This window comes from Nocardiopsis sp. FIRDI 009, assembly GCF_003386285.1.
In the GTDB taxonomy this organism is placed as follows: Bacteria; Actinomycetota; Actinomycetes; order Streptosporangiales; family Streptosporangiaceae; genus Nocardiopsis.
This window is the reverse complement of the sequence record NZ_QPNC01000018.1, coordinates 165,496-190,652: the sequence shown is the minus strand read 5'-3', so window position 1 is coordinate 190,652 and position 25,157 is coordinate 165,496. Positions and strand designations below refer to the sequence as shown.

Genomic DNA, 25,157 nt, shown 5'->3' with positions numbered 1-25,157 from the left:
GAACCCCACCCCACCCACCCCCCACTACTCATCCACACCGACCCCACACCCCCCACGCCCCCGCCCACCACCGCCCTCATCCACATCACCGCCCACCCCACCCGCACCGCCGACCGCATCCTCCTCCTGCACCACGGCCGCGTCACCGAAACCGGAACCCACCGCCAACTCCTGGCCCGCGGCGGCGCCTACGCCCGCCTCTACGCCCTCCACGGCCCCCACCGCACCCCACCCCGCTGACCCCACACCCCCCGCACACACGCCCTAGGATGGGCACGTGCCACCGATCGCCAAGGAACTCACCGTCGGACAGGTCGCCGAACGCGCCGGAGTCGCCGTCTCCGCCCTGCACTTCTACGAGCGCCAAGGTCTCATCCACAGCCGACGCACCACCGGCAACCAACGCCGCTACCGCCGCGACACCCTGCGCCGCGTCTCCTTCATCCGCATCTCCCAACGCGTCGGAATCCCCCTGGCCCGCATCCGCCAGGCCCTGGACTCCCTGCCCGACAACCGCACCCCCACCCCCAGAGACTGGGCGCGCGTGTCCCAGCAGTGGCGCGACGAACTCGACACCCGCATCAACCAACTCACCCGCCTACGCGACGACCTCACCAACTGCATCGGCTGCGGCTGCCTGTCCCTGGACTCGTGCACCCTGTCCAACCCTGAGGACGTCCTGTCCACCACCGGACCCGGCGCCCGCCGACTCCTCGTCGACGCCCTCAAGGACAAAACCCCCTGACACACCGGTGGCGGCGACCCACCGGGCCACCGCCACCACCTCAACCGCCCGCACCGGACACCGCCGGCGCGCACGCGATCGCTACACCCCCGCGGCGGCCTCGTCCCGACCGCGCCGCGCCAACGCGTCCGCGCGCTCGTTGCCCTCATCCCCGCTGTGGCCGCGCACCCACCGCCACTCCACGTCGTGCCGCGAGGCCACCTCGTCCAAACGCTGCCACAGGTCGACGTTCTTCACCGGCTTCTTGCCCGCCGTCTGCCACCCGCGCCGCTTCCAGTTCGCCAGCCACGACGTGATCCCGTCACGCACGTAGGAGGAGTCGGTGTGCACCACCACCGGCACCTGCCTCGTCAGACTCTCCAACGCCCGGATGGCCGCCATCAGCTCCATCCGGTTGTTGGTCGTGCTCTCCTCGCCCCCGTACAACTCCTTCTCGTGCGCGCCGTAGCGCAGCCACACACCCCACCCGCCCGGGCCGGGGTTGCCGCTGCACGCCCCGTCGGTGTAGATGACCACCCGCTGTTCCAGGTCGACCTGGTCCTCCCCGTTGTCCATGCCGGGCAATCTACCGCCCCCACCGATCACAAAAAGACCACAAACCACCAAAACCAGGCCACAAACAGAGCCACTCCACCCCAGTGGAACCCCCACACCCCCCACCCCGGACCACCGAACCCACCAATGGCCCCCACCCGCCCCACACCCACCGACCACACCGAACGGAACCCCACACCCTCACCATCGACCGCGCCGCCCCCACCGCCGAGCCACCCCCCGGCCACACCCGCGAACCGGAGACCGACCGCCCCCTCATCGACGACCGACGCCGACCCGACGGCTCCGCCCTGGCCGACCCCGAGGGCAACGAGTCCTGCGTCGCACGCGGCGCCCACGAACGCCGAAACGACGACGGGGGTGTTCGCGGCCACCACCGCGAACACCCCCGCACACCGACGAGCCGCTCAGCCCGCCAACTCACGCTCCAACTCCGCCGCACGCACCTGACGCCGCTCGAACACACCGGCCGACATCTCGTTCATCTTCTTCAGCACCCGCTTGCGCTCACGCTTGGAGAGCCGGTCCACGTACAACCGCCCCAACGTGTGATCGGTCTCGTGCTGCAGACACCGCGCGAAATACCCACTACCGCTGATCACCACCGGCGCGCCGTCACGGTCCACACCCCGCACCGTCGCGTGCTCGGCCCGCCCCAGATCGGCGTGCGGCCCCGGCACCGACAGGCATCCCTCACTCTCCACCACGACCGCGTCATCCACATCGCGCTCATCCAACACCGGATTGATCACGTGCCCCACATGCCGCACACCATCATCATCCGGGCAGTCATACACGAACAACCGCCAATCCACCCCGACCTGGTTGCCCGCCAACCCCACACCCTCAGCCGCGTACATCGTCCGGAACATATCGTCGACCAACTGCCCCAGCTCCGCCCCGCCCAACATCTCCTCAGGCACATCGACACCCCGCCGGTGCAGCACCTCCTCACCGGTCACCGTCACCCGCAGCACCCGGCCACGCGCCGCCTCCGGCGCCAACACGGGAAACTCCGCCACCTCCCGCCCCTGAACGACGGCGGCCACCTGCGCGGGCGTGGACTGCTCCGACATGGTCCTACTCTCACAACGTGCTCGGGGAGACAACAGGTGGCACAACACCACCCCAACACCCGAAAAATAGCACGAAACGGCTGGTCAACCACGCACAGTACCCACCACGTCAACGGAACCAGGAATTCCCCTGGATCAGACAACGCGCCAGGTAGTCCCGCAACGACACCACCACCAACCGCCGCCGATCCGTCTCGTGATCCCACACCACGATCCCCGGCCCATAGTCCGTATGCACATAAGCGAACTGCGGACCCATGTCCGAATCACCGAAGAAGATCATCTCGTCGAACGGCGCGTACAACTCCAGATAGTCCGGCTCCGCACGCATCGCCAGATTGTCCTCCACCAGACGCCGCGCATCCCACACCACAGCGTCCCCATACTCATTGACCACCCCATCCGTCTCACGCAACAACGACGCCAACTCAAACGGCAACGGCAGCATCAACCGCCGCTCCACCTCCGCCAGGGCCACCTCATCAGCCGCATCACGCAGATCGGCCTCGGGATACATCTCCAGGATCAGTTCACGCCACACACCCCCGATCATCACAGGTCGTGGCAACCCACGGGAAATCGCCGACGGCGAGTCGACCCGAAAACCCACCCACCCACCGCGCATACCCCCAGGCCACGCCCCGTTCACCCCACAACCAACCGATCCACCACCAACTGTCCCCCACACCCCCACCACCCCACCCCAAAAACCAACCGCCACCCCACCCACCCACATGCACACCCCCACCCCACCACGATTCAATAGACCCACCACCCACCCACAAGGACACCCACCACCACACCAACCATGACCACCACACACCACCGCACCCACCGCCCCGGCCCCCTCACCACCCTCGCCTACCTCTTCCTCCTCCTGTCCCAAAACACCGCCGCCCTCCTCCTCACCCCCCTCATCCTCGCCTCAGCCATCCTCACCCTCGTCTGGATCGGCCTCCCCTTCGTCATCCTCACCACCACCCTCCTCCGCACCCTCGCCAACGCCCAACGCCGAACCCTCCGCCACCTCCTCCCCCACCGCCCCGTCCCCTCCGCCTACCGCCCCATCCCCCAAGGCAGCGTCCTACGCCGCGCCACCACCCTCCTCACCGACCCCGCCACCTGGAAAGACATCCTCTGGCTCACCGCCGCGCCCGCCAACCTCCTCCTCATCGCCATCCCCACCGCCCTCCTCACCCACGGCCTCTACCAAATCCTCCACACCCTCAACCCCACAGCACCCCTCTACGGCCTCTACACCCCCCACACCACCACCCAAACCCTCATCCCCCTCCTCACCGGAGCCCTCCTGACCTACCTCGCCTACTACACCGCCCCCAAAGCCCTCCACCTCTACCTCGCCTTCAACCGACTCCTCCTCGCCCCCAACGAAAAAGCCCGCCTCACCGCCCGCGTCGCCCACCTCGCCACCAGCCGCGCCAACACCATCGACACCCAAGCCGCCGAAATCCGCCGCATCGAACGCGACCTCCACGACGGCGCCCAAGCCCGCCTCGTCGCCCTCGGCATGAACCTCGGCATGGCCGAACAAATCATCGACCACGACCCCGCCACCGCCCGCGACATGCTCACCGAAGCCCGCGAAACCACCCGCCAAGCCCTCACCGAACTCCGCGACCTCGTCCGCGGCATCCACCCACCCCTGCTCGCCGAACGCGGACTCGACGGCGCCGTCCACGCCCTCGCCCTCACCCACCCCCTCACCACCACCGTCAACGTCGACCTCCACGGCCGCCCCGCCGACCCCGTCGAATCAGCCGCCTACTTCGCCATCGCCGAACTCCTCACCAACACCGCCAAACACGCCCACGCCACCCACGCCTGGATCCGCATCAACCACGGCCAAAACCGCCTCGTCATCACCCTCACCGACAACGGCACCGGCGGCGCCACCCCCACCCCCGGCAGCGGCCTCACCGGAATCCAACGCCGCCTCGACGCATTCGATGGCACGATGAACATCACCAGCCCACCAGGCGGACCCACCATCGTGACCCTGGAGATCCCGTGCGCGTTGTCATCGCCGAAGACCTTGCCCTCCTCCGAGACGGACTGATCCGCCTCCTCCAAGCCCACGACTGCACCGTCGTCGCCGCCGTCGACAACGGCCCCGATCTCCACAACGCCCTCACCGAACACAAACCCGACGTCGCCGTCGTCGACGTCCGCCTCCCACCCACCTTCACCGACGAGGGCCTCCAAGCCGCCCTCAGCGCCCGCGCCCAGATCCCCGGCCTGCCCATCCTCGTGCTCTCCCAGCACGTCGAACAGCTCTACGCCCGCGAACTCCTCTCCGACGACACCGGCGCCGTCGGCTACCTCCTCAAGGACCGCGTCCTCGACATCGGCCAGTTCATCGAAGCCGTCCGCCGCGTCGCCGCCGGCGGCACCGCCATGGACCCCGCCGTCATCTCCCAACTCCTCGCCCGCCAGGACCAGAGCGGCCCCCTGGCCCAACTCACCCCCCGCGAACGCGAAGTCCTCTCCGAAATGGCCGAAGGCCGCTCCAACTCCGCCATCGCCGCCCGCCTCTACATCACCGAAAAAGCCGTCAGCAAGCACATCAACAACATCTTCACCAAACTCGACCTCCCACCCTCCGCCGACGACAGCCGCCGCGTCCTCGCCGTCCTGGCCTACCTGTCCTCCACGAAAATGCCCCCAGCCTGAGAACCCCACCACGCGACCAACCACCCCAAAGACCAACCACCCCAAAGCACCCACCACGGACGCTCCCCCACCCCAGGAATGACAACCATGACCGCGACCCACGACTACCGACTCCCGTTCCCACCGAACCAGGTGTGGAACACGCTGCCCTCAGCCGTACAGCACACCAAGAAGGCCACAGGCCCGGGAAACCCCACACCCGACGGCCGCCGCTACACCTTCTCCACCCGCATCAGCCTGCGCACCTTCGGATTCACCGTCTTCGTCGACCTCCACCCCCTCCCCCAGGGCACCCACATGCGCGTCTCGACCAGCATGAACTTCGGCCTCATCGACTGGGGCGAAGGCCGCGACATCGCCAACGAACTGCACCTCCACCTCACCAACCTGCTCCAAGCCCAACAGCAAGGCTGGCGACAACACCCCTGACCCCCACACACGACAACGGCGAGGCCGCGACCCACCCAGGGTCGCGGCCTCGCCGACGACAGAACCTACCCCAACGCCCTACCGCTGATCACGACGCACCCGATACAACCCGTCGATCTCCTCAGCGAACGCACGCAACACCGCATCACGCCGCAACTCACCCGACGGCGCCACCAACCCCGACTGCACCGTGAACTCCTCCGCCAACACATGGAACGACCGCACCGCCAAATGCCGCGGCACACTCCGATTGGCCTCATACACCAACCCCTGCACCTCCCGCAGCAGATCCCGATCCCCCGCGATCTCCTCCGGCGCCATCGACAACGGACGCCCGTTCACCAACCGCCAGTACTCCAACTGGTCACGCACCAACGTCACCAACGCACTCGCGAACGGCCGCCCCTCCACGATCACCAACACCTGACTGATCAACGGATGCGCCCGCAACCGCGCCTCGAACTCCGCCACCAGCGCCGCATCCGAGCCCTCCACCGCAGCAACGGCCGACCCGCCCTCCGGCTCCCCGACCACCGACACCACAGGAGCCCCAGAACCCCCCTCCTCCGGCACCCCACCACCCTCAGCCGCAACAGCAGGCACCGACGGCTCCACCGCACCCGCCACCGGCACGAACCGCCCCGGCACCTCCGCCGTCGCCGCCTGCGGCCGCAACCGGCCACTCACCCGAACAAACCCCGCCTCATCGACCTCAGCGACCACCCCCGTCGCCAACCACCCCTCACGAAACGCCGTCCCCGAAGCCTCACCATCAGCCCAATACCCCGAGAACAGACCACCACCGCGCACGTGGACCTCGCCCTCACGCGACACCCACACCTCACGATCGGGCAGAGCACGCCCCACCGACCCCGCCGAACGGTCCCCCACCGCGTTCGCCGTGAACACACCAGCCGTCTCCGGCACACCGAACACCTGCATCACCGGCACACCCACACCGCCGAAGAACTCATCCAACCGCTGCGACAGACCCCCACCCCAGCACACCGCCAGATGCACCCGGTTACCGAACATCTCCCGCATCTTGGCGAACGACCAGTCATACATCGACCGCGACAACCGCCGCCACGCGCCCTTCTTCGGCGCCCGGTCGAACTGCACCGCCGCCTCAGCCGCGGCGTTGAACGTCCCCAACGAATCCCACCCCGTCGAGTGCGCCCGCCTGCGCTCCACCTCATAGGCCCGCTCCAGCAACCCCGGCGTACACACCAGCACCGTCGGCCGGAACGACTTCACCAACCGCGTCAACGACCCCGGCGCGGACAACCCCACCCGCACCCGGCCCACCACACAGGCCAACAACGACGCCAACCCCGAGATCTCCGACAACGGCAGATCCAACAGCGCACTCGCCCGCCCCGGCTCCAACTCCGACAACCGAGGCCACATCCGATCCACCACACCGGCTGCCGCCGACAACAACGCACCGTGCGACAGCACCACACCCCGCATCCGCCGCGACACCGTACTCATCGGATACAGCACCACCGCCGCGTCCTCGGGCATCGTCGCGTCACGACGGAACCGCACCGCCGAGGCGTCCATGTACGCCCCCAACCGCACGACCTCCGGCAGCCCCTCCTCCAACCGCCACACACGACCCAGATCAGGCAACTCCCGCTGCAACGCCGCCACCGCACGCAGCGACCGCTCACCCTCGACCACCGCCGCCGCCGGCCGCGTCTGCCGCACCACGTGCGTCACCCGCTCCACCGACGCCGACGACGACAACGGCACCAGCACCGCCCGCACCGACCACACCGCGAACGCCAACCTCGCCCAGTCGTGGTGCGTACCCGACACCACCAGCACCCGATCACCCTCGGACACACCCGCCGCGACCAGACCCTTGGCGATCCCCGTCACATCCGTGGCGAAGGCACCCGCCGTCCGCCGCTCCCAACCCTCGTCCAACGGCACCGAGAACACCTCGGCGTGGGCGTCAGCATGGGCCGCCTCATACACCAGGTCACCCAGCCCCGACAGCTCCCGAACCCGCACACCCGGGCTGACACTCGCCTCGCCCATACCCACACATCACCTGCCACGTCGGAGGACGGACCCACCACAGAGCGGGGCCGCCACACAAAAGGGGAACAGAACGCCTACTGTGCCCGGAGTTCCCACCCGACGGCAACCCGGAGCGATCCGCCAAAAACCCAGCGCAGACCGCCCATACCCAGGGTCATCGGACCTTTGACCGCACCGACCACACGAACGCCGCCAACGACAACCCCGCCGCCGCCACCATCACCACGGCCATACTCCGCACCGAAGCCTCACCCGACGGCGTCAACCCCGCCAACGCCGCCACACCGCCGCCCAACGCGAACTGCAACGCCCCCATCAACGCCGACGCCGTACCGGCCACCGCCACCGGCTGACCGTCCAGAGCCCGCACCGTCGCGTTCGGCATGATGAACCCGACGCTGAACATCATCAGCCCGAGCAACCCCGCGACCAGCCCCAACGACGCCACACCCGCCAGCGCGACCACCAACAGGGACACCACCGCCGCCAGCGCCACCACCAACCCCACAGCCAACCGACGCGGCGTCTCCACACGCCCCACCAACACACCGTTGAGCTGCGTACCCGCCATCATCGCCAACGAGTTCACCGCGAACAGCCACGCGTACGTCTGCGGCGAGGCCCCGAACTCCTCCTGCGACACGAACGAAAACGACGACACGTACGTGAACAGCATCCCGAAGCTCAACCCCACGGTCAGCACCGGACCCACGAACCGCGGATCACCCAGCAGCCGCCCCACCGTCACCGCCAACTCCCGCGGCCCCCGCGCACGCCGCTCCTCCACCGGCAGACTCTCCGGCAACCACACCAGCACCAACACGAAACTGACCGCCGACACCCCAGCCAGCACCCAGAAACTCAACTGCCACGGACCCACCAGCAGCAACTGCGCCCCCACCAACGGAGCCAACAGCGGCGCCAACATCATCACCAGCGCCAACCGCGAGAAGAACCGCACCGCACCGTCACCGGAGAACAGATCACGCACCACCGCACGCGCGATCACCGCACCGGCGGCACCCGCCACCCCCTGCACGAACCGCACCACCGCGAACACCGTCGCGTCCGGCACGAACACGCACAGCACCGACGTCACCGTGAACAGAGCCACACCCACCAGCAACGGCCTACGCCGGCCCCAGGCGTCACTCATCGGGCCGATCACCAACTGACCGACCGCGATCCCCAGCATGATCGCCGTCAGCGTCAACTGGATCTGCCCCTCCGTCGCCCCCAGATCACGCGTGATCTCCGGAAACGCCGGCAGATACATGTCGGTGGCCAACGGTCCGACCGCCGTCAGCACACCCAGCACCAGGACCAACCCGGCGACCCACCCCCGGGAGCGGGACCCACCGGAGGGAACCGACCCACTGGCATCGGCGGGCGTTGACGAGGCGTTCAAAGACGGCACGGGCACTCCAATGCACGGCGAGGAGAGGGGAACAGGGGTGGTCCGCACCCGGGAACGCTCCCGAACACGGACCACCCACTACCAACACCACACACCGGAGGAACTGTCCCCCACAACCCTCCGACCGCCTGTGATGTCGGTTACCCCGACGGCCTCACCGCACCAGCCGGTCCAACAACCGCTCCACCTCGGCCGCCGGGTCCTCGGTCAGACCACCGTGGATCGGCCCCGTCTGCACGATCGTGCTCCGCGGAGCGGTCAGCCACCGGAACCGCTGCCCCGGACGCTCACGCCCGACCGCACCGGCCCGGGCTCCCCCCGCGCACATCACCTCGAACGACTCCAGCGCACGACGTACACCGGCCACGTCCACCCCGGGGTCCACGGCCAGCAACCGCCGTTCGTCCAACGCCGTGCGTGCCGCCAGGAACGCCCGCTCCTGGCAGTACACGACCACCCCGGCGTTGACACACTCCCCCCGTTCCAGCCGGGGTACCACCCTCACCAGGGCGTACTCGAACACCGCCCGGTCGCGTTCCTCACCCACGCGGCCGGTCGTCACCGCCTCGCTGTACCGCCTGGCCTCGCTCATCGGGCCACCTCCGGAAGCCAGGAGCGGTCCGTGGCCCGAGCCAGCAGATGCCGCACGTAGGCGTCCCGGACCTCCTGGGGCGACCCGAAGCCGGGCTCCTGCGACAGCCACTCGTCCGGCACCAGGTCCACCACCCCTCGCAGCAGCTCCTCGTCCACCCGCGGGGCCAGCTCCGCGTCAGCGGCGGCCAGGTCGGGCGCCGACCCCGCCAGAACGTGGTCGTGCGCGTCGTAGGGGCGGGTGACGTAGCGCTCGGCCCCGGCCCAGTTGTGGTGGAAGATCAGTGTCGCCCCGTGGTCGATCAGGTACGGGCTCCCGTGCCACAGGAGCATGTTGGGGTTGCGCCACGAACGGTCGACGTTTCCGGTCAACGCGTCGAACCACAGCACCCGCCCGGCGAAGTCCGCCTCCACCTCGACCGAGAGCGGGTCGAAACCGAGCGACCCCGGCAGGAAGTCCATTCCCAGGTTGAGCCCGCCGCTGGCCTTGATCAGCTCCTGCACCTCCGGGTCGGGCTCTCCCCGGCCGATCACCGGGTCGATCTCGACCAGCGCCAACTCCGGAACGGGCAGTCCCAGGGCCCGTCCGAGTTCACCGGTGACGACCTCGGCCACCAGCGTCTTGCGGCCCTGCCCCGCACCGACGAACTTCACCACGTACATCCCCAGGTCGTCGGCCTCGACCAACCCGGGGAGCGAACCTCCTTCGCGCAGCGGCAGGACGTACCGCGTCGCGATCACCTTTTTCAGCACGCGGACCAGCATAGGGACCGCACCGACCCGGACGACCGGAGCGCGGACCCCTGACACGTCCGCTGGCGCGCGTGATCCGTCATCCCCGACCCCACCTTCACCTCTTGCCTCACAAGTCCTCTTACGCAACGCTGAACACGTTCTAGGACATACCCCTGAGAGGGCCGCCACGCCCGAGTGCGGGGTTCTTTGGAGGGCGTGCGGCGTAGCCGCGCGATATCTCTCTTTCTGGGGCTGAGGAAATCAGCTCCGCCACCTTTACGATGTAGATTTCTATCATCGCGAACAGAGAGGGGGCCGTCCCCACGGCGCCCCCTTCTTCTTCTCGCCGAACCGCTAGAGGTGGTCCTCGGGATCCCCCTCCAGCTCCTCCGGAACCCTCGGCTCGGGAACCTCCGTCTCCCCACCGTCGGTCCGCGGGTCCGGGGCCTCCTCCTCCCCCTCCTCCGCCGGGGTCGGCTCCCCCGCCGGCTCGGACCCCTCCGGATCGATCTCCACCTGCTGCCCGGGCCGCGGAATCTCCGGGCGCGGGAACGTCGAGATCCACCCGATCAGGGACGTGCCCCCGAGCATGAGCACCAGCAGGAGCACCCCCAGCGCGGCCGCCAGCCACAGGCTCGCCGCGCCCGCGCCGACCGCACTGTCCCGGCGGGCCCGCCACGGAGTCCACGGCACCACCGAACCGCGGCGCTCCCCCGCCCAGTAGGGCTGGACCACGGGACCGCCGTCACCCGCCGGCCCGCCCCGCGCGGTCTCCTCCAGGACCGCCTCGGCACCGGGGCCGTCCGTCTCCGCGGGCACCGCCACCCAGAGCACCGACCGCCCCCGGGTACGGGCCGCCAGCACGTCCCCCCGTTCACGGACCGCCCGTGCGAACCGCCGCCGCGCCTGGGGATCACCGGACGCGCCGGCGTTGAGCACCGCCACGCTCACCTGGTCCCCCGACGCGTCCCGCCCCAGGTAGACCACGCCGAGAGAGGACGTGCGCGCCCGGCCGACCAGGCGGAAGCCGCCCAACTGACGAGGATCGCCCTCGTGCAGGCCCGGGGTGGGAACCTCCATGTCACGCCCCTCTCCACCGAATGCGGTCGCACACCTCGCGCGCGCTGTGTCCCAGACCGTGCCGACCGAAACGGGTAGGGTCGCCACAGGCGGATGATGCACACCCTAATCGGCCCCGTCCGCCGGGGCGCGCTGTCGGGAAGGCGGAAGATGTCAGAGAACGCACCCGGAAGCGGCGCTGCGCCCTCCCCGGGCCCGGACAGTGCCCCGGGCGAGCCCACCAGACTGCTGCGGGCGGCGCTGCACGAGGTGTCCACGGTCATCGTCGGCCAGGAGCGCATGGTGGAACGCTCCCTGATCGCCCTGGTCGCCAGGGGGCACTGCCTCATCGAGGGCGTCCCCGGCATCGCCAAGACCCTGGCCGTGTCCACCCTGGCCAAGGTCACCGGCGGCTCGTTCGCCCGGGTGCAGTTCACCCCGGACCTGGTCCCCTCCGACATCGTGGGAACCCGGATCTACCACCCCTCCACCGAGCAGTTCGACGTCGAGCTGGGTCCGGTCTTCGCCAACTTCGTCCTCGCCGACGAGATCAACCGGGCCCCCGCCAAGGTGCAGTCCGCCCTGCTGGAGGTCATGGCCGAACGCCAGGTCTCCCTCGGCGGCACCACCTACCCCCTCCCCTCCCCGTTCATCGTCATCGCGACACAGAACCCGGTGGAGTCCGAGGGCGTCTACCCCCTCCCCGAGGCGCAGCGCGACCGGTTCCTGATGAAGGTCAACGTCGGACACCCGCGCGCGCACGAGGAGATGGAGATCCTGCGGCGGATGAGCACCACCCCGCCCACCGCCCACCAGGTCCTGGACCCCGTCACACTCGGCGAGCTCCAGGCCGACGCCGAACGCGTCCACGTGCACCAGCTCATCGCCGACTACGTCGTCCGCCTGGTCATGGCCACCCGAGAACCGGAGAACCACGGGATGCCGGACCTGCGCAACGTCCTGGAGGTCGGCGCCAGCCCCCGCGCGACCCTCGGCCTGGTCGCCGCCGCACGGGCCCTGGCCGTCCTGCGCGGCCGCGACTACGTGCTCCCCGACGACGTGCGGGTGCTGGCCCGCGACGTCATCGCCCACCGGCTCGTGCTGACCTTCGACGCCCTCGCCGACGGGATCACCCCCGAGCAGGTGGTCGACCGGATCCTGGCCACGGTGCTGGCGCCGAGGGTGATCTGGGACGAACCGCCCAGCGGCGAGTCCGCCTCCCTGGCCGCGCCGAGGTGACGGGAGTGTCCGCGCCCATGATCGGCGCCGACCCGCGGCTGCGGGCCGCGCTGCGCCGCCTGGACCTGCGGATCGTGCACCGTCTGGAGGGTCTGCTGCACGGCGAGCACCTCGGGCTCCGGCTGGGTCCCGGCTCCGAGGCGGCCGAGGCGCGGCTGTACCGGCCGGGCGAGGACGACGTACGGCGCATGGACTGGGCCGTGACCGCGCGGACCGACACCCCGCACGTGCGTGACCTGGTCGCCGACCGGGAGCTGGAGAGCTGGACCCTGCTGGACCTGTCGCCGAGCATGGACTTCGGGACGGGCCTGCGCTCCAAACGGGAGGTGGCCGTCGGCGCGCTGGTCGCCGCCAACCTGCTCACGCAGCGGGTCGGCGACCGGTTCGGCGCGCACTTCCTGCACCGGGGCACGGTGCGCCGCTGGCCCGCCAGGTCGGGCAAGGAGGCCCTGCTGTCGCTCCTGGCGACGGTGGCCGCGGCCCCCACCGGTGACGAGGACCGTCCCGACCCCGACCGCGCCACCCTGGCCGACGCCTGCACCGACCTGGTCCGCACCCGTCGCCGCCGCGGCCTGCGCGTGGTCATCTCCGACTTCCTCGACACCCCCGTCGGGGACGGCCCGGTCCCCTGGGAGCGGCCGCTGCGCCTGATGGCCTCCCGCCACCAGGTCCTGGTGGTGGAGGTGATCGACCCCCGGGAGCTGGAGGTGCCCCCGATCGGGAACGTGACCCTGCGCGACCCGCGCACCGGACGGGTGCGCGAGGTGCGGCTGACCCGGTCGGTCAGCGAACGCTACCGACGGGCGGCCCACGCCCAGCGGACCGCGATCCGGGCGGCCCTGCGCCGTTGCGGGGTCCACCACCTGGTGCTGCGCACCGACCGCGACTGGGTCTTGGACACCGCGCGGTTCGTCATCCACCAGCGGCGGACCGCCCATCACCTGGCGCGCCACACTCCGGGAACCCCCAGATGACCACGGAAGGGCTGAAGATGCGACAGCGACGGCGCGGGGGCGCCCCGCGGGACCGAGCCGACGCGCGGAGGGTGTGAGATGACCTTCCTGGAACCCCAGCGACTGTGGTGGCTGCTGACCCTGTTGGTGCTCGTGGCCGCCTACGTGTTCGCGCAGACCCGGCGGCGCAGGTACGCGGCCCGGTTCACCAACCTCGCGCTGCTGGACCAGGTGGTGCCGCGGCGCCCGGACGTGCGCCGTCACGTGCCCGCCGCGCTGTTCATGGCGACCCTGGCGGTACTGGTCTCCTCGTTGGCGTTGCCCGCGATGCCGGTGCAGGCGCCCCGGGAGCGGGCGACCATCATCGTGGCGGTGGACGTGTCGCTGTCGATGGCCGCCACCGACATCGAGCCCGACCGGCTCAACGCGGCCAAGGAGTCGGCGCAGGGGTTCGTGGAGACCCTTCCCGACCGGTTCAACGTGGGGCTGGTGTCCTTCTCGTCGGCGGCGACGGTGGTCGCCTCCCCCACCCAGGACCACCGGGCGGTGATCGGATCGATCGAGAACCTGCGGCTGGGGCCGGGAACGGCGATCGGCGAGGGGGTGTTCGCCTCGCTGGAGGCGATCCGCGGCTTCGACGAGGACTCGCGGGAGGACCCGCCGCCGTCGGCGATCGTCCTGTTGTCGGACGGGGAGAACACCAGCGGTCGGTCGATCGAGGAGGCCGCCGCGGCGGCGGCCGAGGCGGAGGTGCCGGTGTCGACGATCGCGTTCGGCAGCGGCGCGGCGATGATCGAGATCGACGGCTACCAGGTGCCCGCCGACATCGACCGCGAGGCCCTGATGGAACTGGCGCAGGACACCGAGGGCCACTACTACGAGGCCGAGAGCGAGACCGAACTCAACGACGTGTACGAGGACATCGGTTCGTCGTTGGGCACCGAGTGGGTCCACGAGGAGATCGTGACGCGTTTCGTGTTGATTGCGATTCTGCTCGGCGCGGCCACCGCTGTGACATCACTCCTGTGGTTCCAACGCCTGCCCTAACGCTCTGAGCTGAGGGGATAAGCGAACGACACCCTGCGTACAGTGACTTTGACCACATCCCTTTAGGCGGGGTTTACACCTTTTCTGTCTTGTCCACGGGTTAGCGTTGGCATGTTTTGTTCTGCCCATTCAGTTGAGGAACGATGCCGAACATACCCGCAGCGGCCCCGACCGCGATCTGCTTCGACCTTGATGACACCCTCATCGACGACAACGCCGCGTCGTCCACGGGACTGCGCGCGGTCATGGAGCGGCTCGGCCACCCCGACTTCGCCGCCGCACGCACCCTGTGGGACGTGCAGACGGAGATCTCCTTCGGCGCCTACCTGCGCGGCGGGCTCAGTCTGGAGCAGCAGCGCCGCGAGCGCATCCGCGCCCTGGCGGTCCAGGCCGGTCACGCCGACATCGCCGACCAGCACTGTGACGAGCTCTACCACCTCTACCTGGACGCCCACCGCTCCGGCTGGCAGGTCTTCCCCGACACCCTCCCCGCCCTCAACGCCCTGGCCTCCGCCGGGTACCGTCTCGCGGTGGTGACCAACGGGGTGGAGTCCCTCCAGCACGCGAAGATGCAGGCCCTGGAACTGACCCCGTACTTCCACGCTGTCGTCTGCGCCGACAGCGCCGGCGCCGGCAAGCCCGACCCCCGGATCTTCGAGCTGGCCGCCCAGCGCCTGGGTGTGGACCCGCGGGCCTGCTGGCACGTCGGCGACCAGATCCAGTCCGACGGGGTCGGCGCCGTGGCCTCGCGGATGCGTCCGATCATGATCGACCGCCAGAGCCGCCAGCAGCTGGAGGGCGTGACCACGATCGCCAGCCTCGACGAGCTGCTCCAGCTGGTGGGCCTGCCCAACACGGCCGCCTCGGGGGCGCTGTGACGCCCTCCCCCGCCTCGGAGACGGCGCGCCGCGTCACCGTGCACCTGGTGTATTCGGGTGCCTCCGGTCCGGCCGTGCGCGGGCGGCGGTTGCTGTTCGGCGAGGACCCCGAGTCCGTGGCCCGCGAGCTCGGCGGCCTGTCGGAGGGCGCCCCGCTCGTGGCCGTGGACGTGGTGACCGAGCTCGCCTCCACCCCGGAGGGACGGCGGCTGCACGTGGACCGGGTGGTGTACGCCGAGCCCCGGGCCCTGGGCGCCTGGCCCACCGTGCTCCCGCCCGCCGGGCTGCTCCCCGCCGTCGGTGAGCTGGCGCCCGACGAGGAGCCCGGTGCCCGCGGGCCGAGGATGAGCCGCCTGGCCTCCTACGGCATGGTCACCGACCCGCGCGGCCGTGTGCTGTTGTGCCTGATCGCCGAGGGCTTCCCCGGCGCGGGCACCTGGCACCTGCCCGGAGGGGGCGTGGACCCCGGTGAGGACGTCCGCACGGCGCTACGGCGCGAGGTGGTCGAGGAGACCGGCCAGGACGGTGTCATCGGTGACCTGATCACCGTCTCCAGCCACCACCGCACGCGCCCGGGCGAACCGGAGATCCACGGCGTGTGGGTGTTCTCCCACGTGCACGTAGCCCGTCCGGGTGAGCCGAAGGTGACCGAGAAGGCGGGGTCGACCGCCGCCTGCGCCTGGTTCACCCCCGATGAGCTGGCCGAGCTGCGGCTGTCGACGACGGCGCGGCGCGGGTTGGAGTTCCTGGTCCGGCACTCCCGGGACCGGTCTCAGCGCCGCTGATCGCGGAGCCACCACAGGCCCGCTCCGGCGGCGAGCACGGCCAGCCCGGTGGCGCCCACCGGCAGCGGCAGGCTGCACGCCAGGATCACGCATCCGACCAGGCCGCTGACCGGTACCAACAGGGGCGGACGGTTCTCGTGTGGGCCGAGCCGCAGCGCCGAGGCGTTGGTGATGGCGTAGTAGACCAGCACGCCGAAGGCGGAGAAGGCGATCGCCCCGCGCAGGTCGGTGAGCAGCACGAGCGCGACGACCACGGCGCCCACGGCGACCTCGGCGCGGTGCGGCACCCCGTAGCGCGTGTGGACGGCGCCCAGGCAGCGGGGCAGGTGGCCGTCCGCGGCCATCGCGGCCGTGGTCCGCGACACCCCCAGGACGAGGGAGAGCAGCGCACCCAGGCTGGCGAGGGCGGCGCCCGCCACGACGAGGGGGACCAGACCCGGAAAGCCCGCCACCCGAACCGCGTCGACCAGCGGCGCGGTGCTCTCGGACAGGCGTTCGCGGCCCAGCACGATGAGCACTCCGGTGCCCACGGCCAGGTACAGGACCAGGACACCGCCCAGGGACAGGGTGATCGCGCGGGGGATCGTCGTGGCCGGGTCCCGGACCTCACCGCCCAGGGTGGCCACACGGGCGTACCCGGCGAAGGCGAAGAAGATCATCCCGGCCGCGCCGAGCAGTCCGAAGGAACCGGGCCAGGGCCCGAGACCGTCCACCTCCAGGACCGCCCCCAGGCGCCCGCTGGCGCCCATGGCCACCAGGACGGCGAGCAGGACCGCCAGCACGGCGGTCAGCAGGATCTTGACCACGAACGTCGAGCGGCGCACGCCCCGGTAGTTCAGGGCGGTGAGCGCCGCCACGGCCGCCACGGCCACGGGCTTCTCCCAGCCGGGCAGGGTGTAGGCGGCGAAGGTCATCGCCATCGCGGCGCAGGAGGCGGTCTTGCCGACCACGAAGGACCAGCCCGCCAGGTAGCCCCACAGTTCGCCCAGGCGCTCGCGGCCGTAGACGTAGGCGCCGCCGGACTGGGGGTGGCGGGCGGCCAGACGGGCGGAGGAGATCGCGTTGCAGTAGGCCACCGCTCCGGCGACGAGGATGGCGACCGGGAGCCAGGCCCCGGCGCCCACCACGGCCGGGGCGAAGACGGAGAACACCCCGGCGCCGAGCATCGCGCCCGCGCCGATGGCGACCGCGTCGACGGTGCCCAGCGCACGGGCGGGTCTGGCCTGGGCTCCGGAAGAGGTGGGCAACGGGCCTCCTTGGATCGGTGAACGGTTCCGAGTCTGCCCGATGCGGGTGACCAACCCGTGCGGGCCACCCGTGGTGAGGGTGGCCACTTCCGGTCGGGCCGGTGACGTGCACTGGTTCCGGACATGGACGTCTCGTGTTTCGGTCCGGTCGGGTGAGACCGGAGGCAGACGAAGGCCCCCGGCGCGCCGCCGGGGGCCTCGACCGTGTCCTGGCGGTCGGCTCAGCTGGGCCGCCACGGTGTGCCGGTGTTCTCGTTGATGTCCTCCGCGGCCACCTGGCGGAGCTGGCGGGAGAGGTCGGACAGCGCGCGCGATACGGCGAGCTCCTCCCCGATCTCGGGTACGTCCATGTCCGCCGGGTGCTTGCGGGCCATACCGTGTCCCCTCAGCGCCGTTCCGTCGTCGGCCACCAGGCCGACCTCGGCCCACGTGCGCGCGGTGTCACCCTCGGCTTCCTCGGACACAACGACGTCGACGTCCCAGCGCTTGGTCGTCTGCATGGTGCTCGCCCCCTCCGCCTGCGTGCCCGTGACGTCGGGCGTGTGCTCGATGTGCGCGTCCGGTCCCGGATACACGAGGGTGTCGTGACCCTCTTCGGTGTCGAGCCAGTGCACCTGGTAGGGCGGTTCGCCCTTGGCTCCCCGCACCTCGGTCACGACCCCGGTCCGGCGATGGGTGTCGGCGCGCGGGCTCTCGACCACGAGTCGGTCACCTACCTGTGCTCGCATGCTTCCCCCACAAACCTCGGCTACCTCCATCTTCTGCACTGAGCGACGCCAGGTCCGGAGGCTTGACGATTTCGTTTCCGGTGGCGAAGGAGGTTTTTGCCCGGGGCGCGGGGGTGCTCCGGCCCTGGTAGCGTCACGGCGTGGCCCAGCACTACTTCGACTCCGATCCCGACGCCGCCAGCCGCCCCTCGACGGCCGATCTGGTCCTGCCCGACCTGCACCTGCGGCTGCGCACCGACCGGGGGGTGTTCTCCCCGGACAGGGTCGACCTGGGCACACGCGTGCTGTTGGAGACGGTGCCCGCGCCGCCTCCCGAGGGCCGCCTGCTCGACCTGGGGTGCGGGTACGGGCCGATCGCCCTGACGATGGCCTCACGCGCCCCCGGGGCGCGGGTCCTGGGGGTGGACGTCAACGCGCGCGCGGTGGGTCTGGCGCGGCGCAACGCCGCCGAGCACGGCCTGGCCCACGCGCGCTTCGCGGTGGTCTCTGCCGAGGCCGGGCTGGCCCCGGACCAGGGGCGGGAGTCTCCGGAGGAGGCGGCCACCGCCGAGGACCTGCTCGGGCCGTTCGACGCGGTGTGGTCCAACCCGCCGATCCGAGTGGGCAAGGGCGTGCTGCACGCGATGCTGCGGACGTGGCTGGGGCGGTTGACACCCGAGGGCGTCGCCCATCTGGTCGTGCAGAGGCACCTGGGCGCGGATTCGCTCCAGCGCTGGTTGGACGCCCAGGGGCTGCCCGCCGAACGCGTGGCCTCGCGCGCCGGGTTCCGTGTCCTGGCCGTCCGAAGGTCCCGGACCGCCTGAACGGAAGCCGAACCCCGTTTTTGCCTGTTGTGTCCCGGGCTGGGAGTGCGGTCTCCCCGGCTGACCGGTAACCTGTTGCGAGCACCAGACCACCGGGACCGTCCCGGAACAGACCCGCTGAGGAACACACCGCAGTTGAGCACGCAGTTGCGTCCCACGGACGTCAAACGCCTGAACCGCCAGTGGCGCAGGCGCACCGAGGGGCGGCTCGCCCTCCTCGTCGAATCCGTCACCCAGCCCTTCAACCTGGGGTCGATCCTGCGCACATGCGCGACCTTCGGTGTGGACCAGCTGTGGCTCACGGGCAACAGCGCGGACCCCGACGACCCCAAGGTCGGCAAGACCGCCCTGGGCACGGCGGCCAAGGTGCCGCACACCCGGTTCGCGACCACCGGTGAGGCCCTGTCCGCGGCCCGCGGTGACGGTTACCCGGTGGTCGCCGTCGAGCTGGCCGGTGGAGCCGTTCCCCTGCACGCCGCCCCGCTGGAGCCGGACGTGTGCCTGGCCGTGGGCGCCGAGGACCACGGGTGCTCCCCGGCGCTGCTGTCGGGGGCGGACGCGGTGACCTACATCCCGCAGATCGGCCGGGTCGGATCGCTCAACGTCGCCGTGGCGACCGCGATCGCCCTGTCCGAGGCGCGCCGCCGCGAGTGGGCGGCCCTCGGCGGCGAGGCCGACGCTCCGGTCGGGAACTGACCGGGGGAACTTCCGAACCGGTACGAATCGTCTTCTACTTCACCAGAGTCACTTCAATCACAACCGAGCGCCGAGGCGCAGAGAGAGGAACAGTGGACCCGTCCCGAAGTACCAGCAGCATCCCCCGTGGATGCTGTGACTCAGACTCCGACGAGCCTCCTTCTCCGAGGGGCACGTACCTTCGTAGGAACTCCGCCGAGCGGCGGACCCAGGCGGTGCGTGCCCGATGAGCACCGTCCTCACCATCGCCGCCGGCATCCTGGTGATCCTCGTGATCATCGCCGCGAACGGCTACTTCGTCGCCCAGGAATTCGGCTTCATGGCCGTGGACCGCTCCCGTGTGCGGTCCCGGGCCGCGTCGGGGGACCCCGTCGCCCGTCGCGTCAAGAAGGTCACCGACCGCACCTCGTTCATGCTCTCCGGCGCCCAGTTGGGCATCACCGTGACCGGTCTGCTGGTCGGCTACGTGGCCGAACCGATGATCGGGCGGGGAATCGGTGAGCTGCTGGGGGTGACCGGTGTCCCCCTGGCCACCGGTGTGGCCGTCGGCACCGTTTTCACACTGCTGTTCTCCACGGTGGTGCAGATGGTGTTCGGCGAGTTGTTCCCCAAGAACCTGGCGATCGCCAGGCCGGAACCGGTCGCCCGCTGGCTGGCCCTGTCCACCCTCGTCTACCTGCGTGTGTTCGGCCCCGTGATCTGGCTGTTCGACCAGGCCGCGATCCTGTTGCTCAAGACGGTGCGGATCACCCCGGTCGAGGACGTCCAGCACGCGGCGACACCGCGCGACCTGGAGAGCATCATCGCCGAGTCGCGTGAGTCCGGCGACCTTCCCGCGGAGCTGTCCACCCTGTTGGACCGCACCCTGGACTTCCACGAGCGCACGGCCGGGCACGCGATGATCCCGCGGCCCGAGGTGGCGACCGTGGAGGAGGGCGACCCGGTGAGCCGGGTCGTGGAGTTGATGGCCTCCGACCACTCGCGTTTCCCGGTCCTGGGTGACGGCGTGGACGACATCGTGGGTGTGATCTGCCTGCGTGACGTGCTGGCCCTGGGCGAACGCGACCTGGACGACATCAAGGTCTCCGAGGTGGCCCGGCCCACGGTCCTGGTGCCGGTGTCGCTGGCGCTGCCCGGGGTGCTGCGCCAACTGCGTGAGGCCAACGACGAGTTCGCCTGCGTGGTGGACGAGTACGGCGGCCTGGCCGGGGTCATCACCACCGAGGACCTGGCCGAGGAGCTGGTCGGGGAGATCGCCGACGAGCACTCCCCCGACGAGGAGGCTCCGGCGCACCTGGAGGGCGAGGGCGGCTACATGGTGCCCGGCGCCCTGCACGTGGACGAGGCCGAGCGCCTGCTCGGCCACGACCTGCCCGGGGGCGACTACGAGACCGTGGGCGGTCTGGTCATCCACGAGCTGCACCGGCTGCCCGAGGTCGGCGACCGGGTCGAACTCGTCCTGCCGCGTCCGGCGAGCGCCCACGAGGGCGACCCGGACATGGCGCTGACGATGATCGTGAACTCGGTGCAGCGGCACGTTCCGCACACCGTGGAGCTGCGGCTGCGGGAGCTGGCCGGTGAGGGGTCCCGGGAGGTGCGGGCATGAGTGACATGAACCCGTGGGTCGCGTTGACCCTGACCGTGTTCATCATCGCGCTGAGCGCCTTCTTCGTGGCGATCGAGTTCGCCTTGGTGGCGGCGCGCCGCTACCGCCTGGAGGCCGACGCCGACCACAGTCTGGCCGCGCGCGCGGCGCTGCGCAACGCGCGTGACCTGTCGCTGCTGCTGGCCGGGTCCCAGTTGGGGATCACCCTGTGCACACTGGCGCTGGGCGCGATCTCCAAGCCCGCCGTCCACCACCTGTTGGAGCCGCTGTTCCACGGCCTGCCGCACGCGGTGTCCTCGACGCTCTCCTTCGTGCTGGCCCTGGTCATCGTGACCTTCCTGCACTTGGTGGTGGGTGAGATGGCGCCCAAGTCCTGGGCGATCTCGCACCCGGAGAAGTCGGCGAGGCTGTTGTCGGTGCCGATGCGGGCGTTCATGTGGTTCACCCGTCCGCTCCTGGTCGGGGTGAACGGGCTCGCCAACTGGTGCCTGCACCGGGTCGGTGTCGAGGCGGTGGACGAGATGACGTCGGGGCACAACCCCGACGATGTGCGGGAGTTGGTGGAGCACTCGGCCAAGGCCGGAGCGCTGGACACCGAGCGCCGTGACCAGCTGGCCACCGCCTTGGAGGTCAACTCCCGTCCGCTCAGCGAGATCGTCACCCCGAGCGAGGAGATCGCGTGGGTGGCTCCGGAGGCGGACCTGGAGGAGATCAAGCGGGTCTCCCGTTCCTCCACGCACCTGCGTCTGGTGGTGATGGACCGGGGTGAGCCGGTGGGTGTGCTGCACGTGCGCGAGGCCCTGACCTGCCCGCCCGGGACGACCGCGGCCGACCTGATGCGTCCGGTGCTCCTGCTGCACGCGAGCACGCCGATGTACGCGGCGATGAGCATCATGCGGGACAGCCGCAGCCACCTGTCGCTGGTCGAGGAGGAGGGTGTCATCGGCCTGGTCACCCTCCAGGACATCCTGGACCGGCTGTTGCTGCTGGAGCCCGTGGCCTAGGCGCGGGAACACACGAACGCGGGGGCGGGGGACGTGCATCCCCCGCCCCCGCCCCGTGGGCGCCCCGGAGTCAGCGCTCCGGGAGGGACGCGTCTCAGGCCGTCTTGACGGTGAGGTTGACGTCGATGTTGCCGCGCGTGGCGCGGGAGTACGGGCACACCTGGTGGGCGGCCTCGACGAGCTTCTCGGCGGCGGCCTGGTCGGCGCCGGGGATGGTGACGGTCAGGTCGACGACGAGGGCGAAGCCGTCCTCGGCCTTGCCCAGGCTGACCTGGGAGTCGATGACGGAGCCGTCGACATTGGCCTTGGCCTCGCGGGCGACCTTCTTCAGGGCGCCGTGGAAGCAGGCGCCGTAGCCGACGGCGAAGAGCTGCTCGGGGTTGGTGCCGGGGCCGTCGTCGCCGCCCATGCCCTTGGGCACGGACAGGTCGACGTTGAGGCGGCCGTCGTCGGTCTTGCCGGTTCCGGCGCGGCCCTCACCGGTGACGGTGGCGTTGGCGGTGTACAGGATGTCGACTGCCATGACTGCCTTTCTCTGCTCCGACTCGGGGTCGGAAGGTGACGGGATGTCGGTGGCGGTGCTCAGTCACGCGGGGCTTGGGGTCCGGTGGACGCCCGCCCGCCGGTGGCGGTCTCCACCGACCGGGTGATCTGGTCGAGGATCCCCTTCACCTCGCGCACCCGGTCCTCGGGTAGGTCGACGGCGCACAGCAGGCGGTCCGGGATGTCCCGGGCCCGTGCGCGCAGTCGTGCTCCCTCCTCGGTCACCGTGACCTCGACGACGCGTTCGTCGTCGGCCCGGCGCTCCTTGGTGAGGAGCCCGGCGGCCTGGAGCCGGCGCAGCAGGGGGGAGAGCGTCCCCGAGTCCAGGTGCAGTGCCCGGCTCAGCTCCTTGACGGTCAACGTCCCCCGTTCCCACAGCACGAGCATGACCAGGTACTGCGGGTAGGTGAGTCCCAGGTCGTCCAGGAGTTCCCGGTACAGCCCGGTCAGGGCTCGGGAGGCCGCGTACAGGGAGAAGCACAGCTGGTTGTCCAGCGCGAGGGCGTCTCCCCCGTCGGGGTCGGACATGGTTCCTCCCCTCGCGTGCGCGGCACCGTCCATCGATCGGGACCACCGTAACAGAGATTAGTTGTGCACAACATGGTTTCGCGCAATTTTTTTGATCGCGTGTCGCCTCCTGCCCCGGGAAGCGGGAAAAGGCCGAGGCCGGGCGGCGCCGCGCCCCGGCACCATGCCCCGCTGACGTCGGGGTCGGACACGGTCGTCACCCTTCGGGGGCGGGGGTGGAGGCCGACCGGAACGTGCTACCACCGAAGCGCACGGCGAGCGGCAGCGGTTCCGGACGAGGGACACCGCGGACAACCGCCCGGAGGCTTCCGCGACGGGCCGACCACCGTGATCCGGCGACACGAACCCGCTGGGCGCGGTGCGCACGCGCCCGGTGCACAGGGGCGCGTCGAAAGGAAGGTCCCGGGAAGAGGGAGGTTCCGGGGAGACGGTGTTGCTGTACGGGTGGGTCGATCCCCGAGACCACGCCACTCCGGCCGACGGAGTCCGCGAAGCCGAGGCGTGACCGCAGATCACGGCGACGGCTGGTGGGTGGACCCTCGGACACACCGGATAGCCCCTCCCAGGGCGCACCGCCGAGCACGGACCCGCCCCGACACCGGGCGGGGAACCCACCGCCCGGCACCCGGCCCCGGACAGGCGGGCGCACCCCGGCCAGGGCGGCCCACCGCCACGCGCGGACCCGCCGGGCCGCCCGCCACCCGACATGGCGGCCCGGCGGTCAACCCCTAGATCGTTGATGGGGGTTTCCTGGAACTCCTGCGCCCATGGCGAAGGGCGCCGAGGATCGGTGTGTGAAGACTGACCTTGACGCCCTTCTGACCGCACTCTACGTCCACCTGGACGACCACGTCCTGCCTTCGCGCGAACAACCCCTCAAACGCGGCCCGAACCGGCTGCTCACCGACGCCGAACTCGTCTGCGTCGCGGTGGCCCAGGTCCTGCTGCGCCATAACTCCGAACGCCACTGGATAGGGGGGCGGACAAGATAAGCCGGAAAGGGGCAACGGGCTGGTCGGCGGCCTCACTCTTCGCTGAGATGTGACGTTGTGCGCCTGTTCGGTTGCGGTTCGGTGAAGTGCCCAGAACGCCGTGTCCGACCGCCGTACCGTGTTCGGCGTTCGTTGACCCCCCCATCCGGAGAGGGCTGTCGGTGACCTCGATCGAACTCACGGCCCACCCGCAGTTCAGGAAGCTGGCCTCAGTGCGGATGCTGCACCTGTCCTTCACCCCCAACGCCGACGAGATCACGTGGGCGACCAAGCTGACCAGCACCCCCGAGGCGCTGTTCGCGGTGGTGCTCGCGCTGAAGTGCCACCAGAAGATGGCGCGTTTCCCCCGGGCCCATGAGGTCCCCGACGAGGTGGTCGACCACGTGCGCCGCTGCCTGGACCTGGCCGCATGATGCAGCGACCGCCCCTGAAATTTCTATCGTCTCCCCTCCAGAAGAACTGAGTCATATAACAGATATCTCCCAGGCCAGGAAGAGGCGTAAGTCCCTTTGTTTCAGCCCGCCTTTCAATCAAAGGCGTGAGCTGGGAGCCAGGTTGTTTTGTGACCGGATCTGGCCCCAGATGATTTGTCAGGTCTCCATGGGCAAGGACCTTCGCTGGTCGATATGACCTCAAAAGTGAAGGATGGATGAATTTCATGCGCTTGATCCCCAGGACGGCTGCCGTACTTGGAGCCACCGCTTTCGCCTTCAGCCTGCTGCCGACCACGACCGCCCTGGCTGAGGAGGTTGCGCAGA

Annotated in this window: 27 protein-coding genes and 1 pseudogene; 16 read left to right on the top strand and 12 right to left on the bottom strand. The window is 70.2% G+C overall.

The genetic code is table 11. The annotated features are described in order from the left end of the window. A pseudogene (locus tag DVR05_RS16210) lies at positions 1–240 on the top strand (ABC transporter ATP-binding protein); the annotation flags it as partial. A gap of 37 nt (positions 241–277) precedes the next feature. Continuing rightward, positions 278–745, top strand: coding sequence for a redox-sensitive transcriptional activator SoxR (gene soxR, locus DVR05_RS16205; RefSeq protein WP_116246720.1), 468 nt, complete (start codon positions 278–280; stop codon positions 743–745). An 81-nt stretch (positions 746–826) separates the two neighbouring features. Here soxR and rnhA read toward each other — a convergent pair whose 3' ends face one another. The 3 genes from rnhA to DVR05_RS16185 form a co-directional block, all read right to left on the bottom strand. Next, positions 827–1,300, bottom strand: a complete 474-nt coding sequence (gene rnhA, locus DVR05_RS16200) for a ribonuclease HI (protein ID WP_116246719.1) — start codon at positions 1,298–1,300, stop codon at positions 827–829. 407 nt (positions 1,301–1,707) lie between these two features. Further along, positions 1,708–2,376: a peptide deformylase gene (gene def, locus DVR05_RS16190; protein WP_116246718.1), complete on the bottom strand. Its 669-nt coding sequence runs from the start codon at positions 2,374–2,376 to the stop codon at positions 1,708–1,710. A gap of 109 nt (positions 2,377–2,485) precedes the next feature. Next, positions 2,486–2,929, bottom strand: a complete 444-nt coding sequence (locus tag DVR05_RS16185; RefSeq protein WP_116246717.1) for an SMI1/KNR4 family protein — start codon at positions 2,927–2,929, stop codon at positions 2,486–2,488. 255 nt (positions 2,930–3,184) lie between these two features. On the opposite strand from DVR05_RS16185, the gene DVR05_RS16175 reads away from it, so the two are divergent. The 3 genes from DVR05_RS16175 (at position 3,185) to DVR05_RS16165 (ending at position 5,496) form a co-directional block, all read left to right on the top strand. After that, positions 3,185–4,453 carry a sensor histidine kinase gene (locus DVR05_RS16175; RefSeq protein ID WP_116246715.1) on the top strand — a complete coding sequence of 423 codons (1,269 nt, stop codon included), beginning with the start codon at positions 3,185–3,187 and terminating at the stop codon, positions 4,451–4,453. Continuing rightward, the gene (locus DVR05_RS16170; RefSeq protein WP_116246714.1) at positions 4,405–5,067 is read left to right on the top strand and encodes a response regulator transcription factor; all 663 of its coding nucleotides are present in this window, start codon (positions 4,405–4,407) and stop codon (positions 5,065–5,067) included. Before DVR05_RS16175 ends, DVR05_RS16170 begins: the two co-directional genes overlap by 49 nt. Positions 5,068–5,154: 87 nt before the next feature. Then, complete coding sequence (locus tag DVR05_RS16165) at positions 5,155–5,496, top strand: hypothetical protein (protein WP_116246713.1); 342 nt, start codon at positions 5,155–5,157, stop codon at positions 5,494–5,496. A gap of 78 nt (positions 5,497–5,574) precedes the next feature. On the opposite strand, the gene DVR05_RS16160 is transcribed toward DVR05_RS16165, so the two are convergent. The 5 genes from DVR05_RS16160 to DVR05_RS16140 all read right to left on the bottom strand — a co-directional run bounded on the left by DVR05_RS16160 (position 5,575) and on the right by DVR05_RS16140 (position 11,371). Beyond that, entirely contained in the window at positions 5,575–7,545 is a 1,971-nt protein-coding gene (locus DVR05_RS16160; protein WP_116246712.1) for an AMP-binding protein, read from the bottom strand. 157 nt (positions 7,546–7,702) lie between these two features. Next, positions 7,703–8,956 (bottom strand): multidrug effflux MFS transporter, encoded by a 1,254-nt coding sequence (locus tag DVR05_RS16155; protein WP_116246736.1) that lies wholly within the window; start codon positions 8,954–8,956, stop codon positions 7,703–7,705. Between the two features lie 163 nt (positions 8,957–9,119). Continuing rightward, positions 9,120–9,557 carry a DUF3037 domain-containing protein gene (locus tag DVR05_RS16150; protein ID WP_116246711.1) on the bottom strand — a complete coding sequence of 146 codons (438 nt, stop codon included), beginning with the start codon at positions 9,555–9,557 and terminating at the stop codon, positions 9,120–9,122. Next, positions 9,554–10,321: a HipA family kinase gene (locus tag DVR05_RS16145; RefSeq protein WP_116246710.1), complete on the bottom strand. Its 768-nt coding sequence runs from the start codon at positions 10,319–10,321 to the stop codon at positions 9,554–9,556. Before DVR05_RS16145 ends, DVR05_RS16150 begins: the two co-directional genes overlap by 4 nt. A 324-nt stretch (positions 10,322–10,645) precedes the next feature. After that, positions 10,646–11,371 (bottom strand): hypothetical protein, encoded by a 726-nt coding sequence (locus DVR05_RS16140; RefSeq protein WP_198659211.1) that lies wholly within the window; start codon positions 11,369–11,371, stop codon positions 10,646–10,648. 150 nt (positions 11,372–11,521) lie between these two features. On the opposite strand from DVR05_RS16140, the gene DVR05_RS16135 reads away from it, so the two are divergent. From DVR05_RS16135 to DVR05_RS16115, 5 genes are all read left to right on the top strand, one after another. Further along, on the top strand, positions 11,522–12,589 hold the full coding sequence (locus tag DVR05_RS16135; RefSeq protein ID WP_116246709.1) for a MoxR family ATPase: 1,068 nt from the start codon (positions 11,522–11,524) through the stop codon (positions 12,587–12,589). A 5-nt stretch (positions 12,590–12,594) separates the two neighbouring features. Continuing rightward, positions 12,595–13,563 carry a DUF58 domain-containing protein gene (locus DVR05_RS16130; protein WP_116246708.1) on the top strand — a complete coding sequence of 323 codons (969 nt, stop codon included), beginning with the start codon at positions 12,595–12,597 and terminating at the stop codon, positions 13,561–13,563. A 78-nt stretch (positions 13,564–13,641) separates the two neighbouring features. Next, complete coding sequence (locus DVR05_RS16125; RefSeq protein ID WP_116246707.1) at positions 13,642–14,589, top strand: VWA domain-containing protein; 948 nt, start codon at positions 13,642–13,644, stop codon at positions 14,587–14,589. A gap of 143 nt (positions 14,590–14,732) precedes the next feature. After that, positions 14,733–15,467 (top strand): HAD family hydrolase, encoded by a 735-nt coding sequence (locus DVR05_RS16120; RefSeq protein WP_116246706.1) that lies wholly within the window; start codon positions 14,733–14,735, stop codon positions 15,465–15,467. Continuing rightward, positions 15,464–16,252 carry an NUDIX hydrolase gene (locus DVR05_RS16115; RefSeq protein WP_116246705.1) on the top strand — a complete coding sequence of 263 codons (789 nt, stop codon included), beginning with the start codon at positions 15,464–15,466 and terminating at the stop codon, positions 16,250–16,252. Before DVR05_RS16120 ends, DVR05_RS16115 begins: the two co-directional genes overlap by 4 nt. On the opposite strand, the gene DVR05_RS16110 is transcribed toward DVR05_RS16115, so the two are convergent. Both DVR05_RS16110 and DVR05_RS16105 read right to left on the bottom strand, forming a co-directional pair. Next, positions 16,240–17,499, bottom strand: a complete 1,260-nt coding sequence (locus DVR05_RS16110; RefSeq protein ID WP_116246704.1) for an APC family permease — start codon at positions 17,497–17,499, stop codon at positions 16,240–16,242. The two genes, DVR05_RS16115 and DVR05_RS16110, sit on opposite strands and share 13 nt — an antisense overlap. Before the next feature lie 221 nt (positions 17,500–17,720). Continuing rightward, a complete protein-coding gene (locus DVR05_RS16105; protein ID WP_116246703.1) occupies positions 17,721–18,227 on the bottom strand; it encodes a dsRBD fold-containing protein in 507 nt (168 codons plus the stop codon). A gap of 140 nt (positions 18,228–18,367) precedes the next feature. Between DVR05_RS16105 and DVR05_RS16100 the strand changes: the two genes are divergently transcribed. The 4 genes from DVR05_RS16100 to DVR05_RS16085 all read left to right on the top strand — a co-directional run bounded on the left by DVR05_RS16100 (position 18,368) and on the right by DVR05_RS16085 (position 22,336). After that, positions 18,368–19,030, top strand: coding sequence for a class I SAM-dependent methyltransferase (locus DVR05_RS16100; protein WP_116246702.1), 663 nt, complete (start codon positions 18,368–18,370; stop codon positions 19,028–19,030). A 135-nt stretch (positions 19,031–19,165) separates the two neighbouring features. Then, a complete protein-coding gene (locus tag DVR05_RS16095; RefSeq protein WP_198659210.1) occupies positions 19,166–19,726 on the top strand; it encodes a TrmH family RNA methyltransferase in 561 nt (186 codons plus the stop codon). A 226-nt stretch (positions 19,727–19,952) separates the two neighbouring features. Then, entirely contained in the window at positions 19,953–21,332 is a 1,380-nt protein-coding gene (locus DVR05_RS16090) for a hemolysin family protein (protein WP_116246701.1), read from the top strand. Next, positions 21,329–22,336, top strand: coding sequence for a hemolysin family protein (locus DVR05_RS16085; protein WP_116246700.1), 1,008 nt, complete (start codon positions 21,329–21,331; stop codon positions 22,334–22,336). The genes DVR05_RS16090 and DVR05_RS16085 overlap by 4 nt, the downstream gene beginning before the upstream one ends. A gap of 94 nt (positions 22,337–22,430) precedes the next feature. Here the strand turns inward: DVR05_RS16085 and DVR05_RS16080 are convergent, their stop codons facing one another. Beyond that, positions 22,431–22,859, bottom strand: coding sequence for an organic hydroperoxide resistance protein (locus tag DVR05_RS16080; protein WP_116246699.1), 429 nt, complete (start codon positions 22,857–22,859; stop codon positions 22,431–22,433). 59 nt (positions 22,860–22,918) lie between these two features. Further along, positions 22,919–23,407, bottom strand: coding sequence for a MarR family winged helix-turn-helix transcriptional regulator (locus DVR05_RS16075; RefSeq protein WP_116246698.1), 489 nt, complete (start codon positions 23,405–23,407; stop codon positions 22,919–22,921). 794 nt (positions 23,408–24,201) lie between these two features. On the opposite strand from DVR05_RS16075, the gene DVR05_RS16070 reads away from it, so the two are divergent. Continuing rightward, the gene (locus DVR05_RS16070) at positions 24,202–24,399 is read left to right on the top strand and encodes a hypothetical protein (RefSeq protein ID WP_232832173.1); all 198 of its coding nucleotides are present in this window, start codon (positions 24,202–24,204) and stop codon (positions 24,397–24,399) included. A gap of 161 nt (positions 24,400–24,560) precedes the next feature. Further along, positions 24,561–24,812: a DUF4158 domain-containing protein gene (locus tag DVR05_RS16065; protein ID WP_232832172.1), complete on the top strand. Its 252-nt coding sequence runs from the start codon at positions 24,561–24,563 to the stop codon at positions 24,810–24,812. Positions 24,813–25,157: the final 345 nt, after the last annotated feature.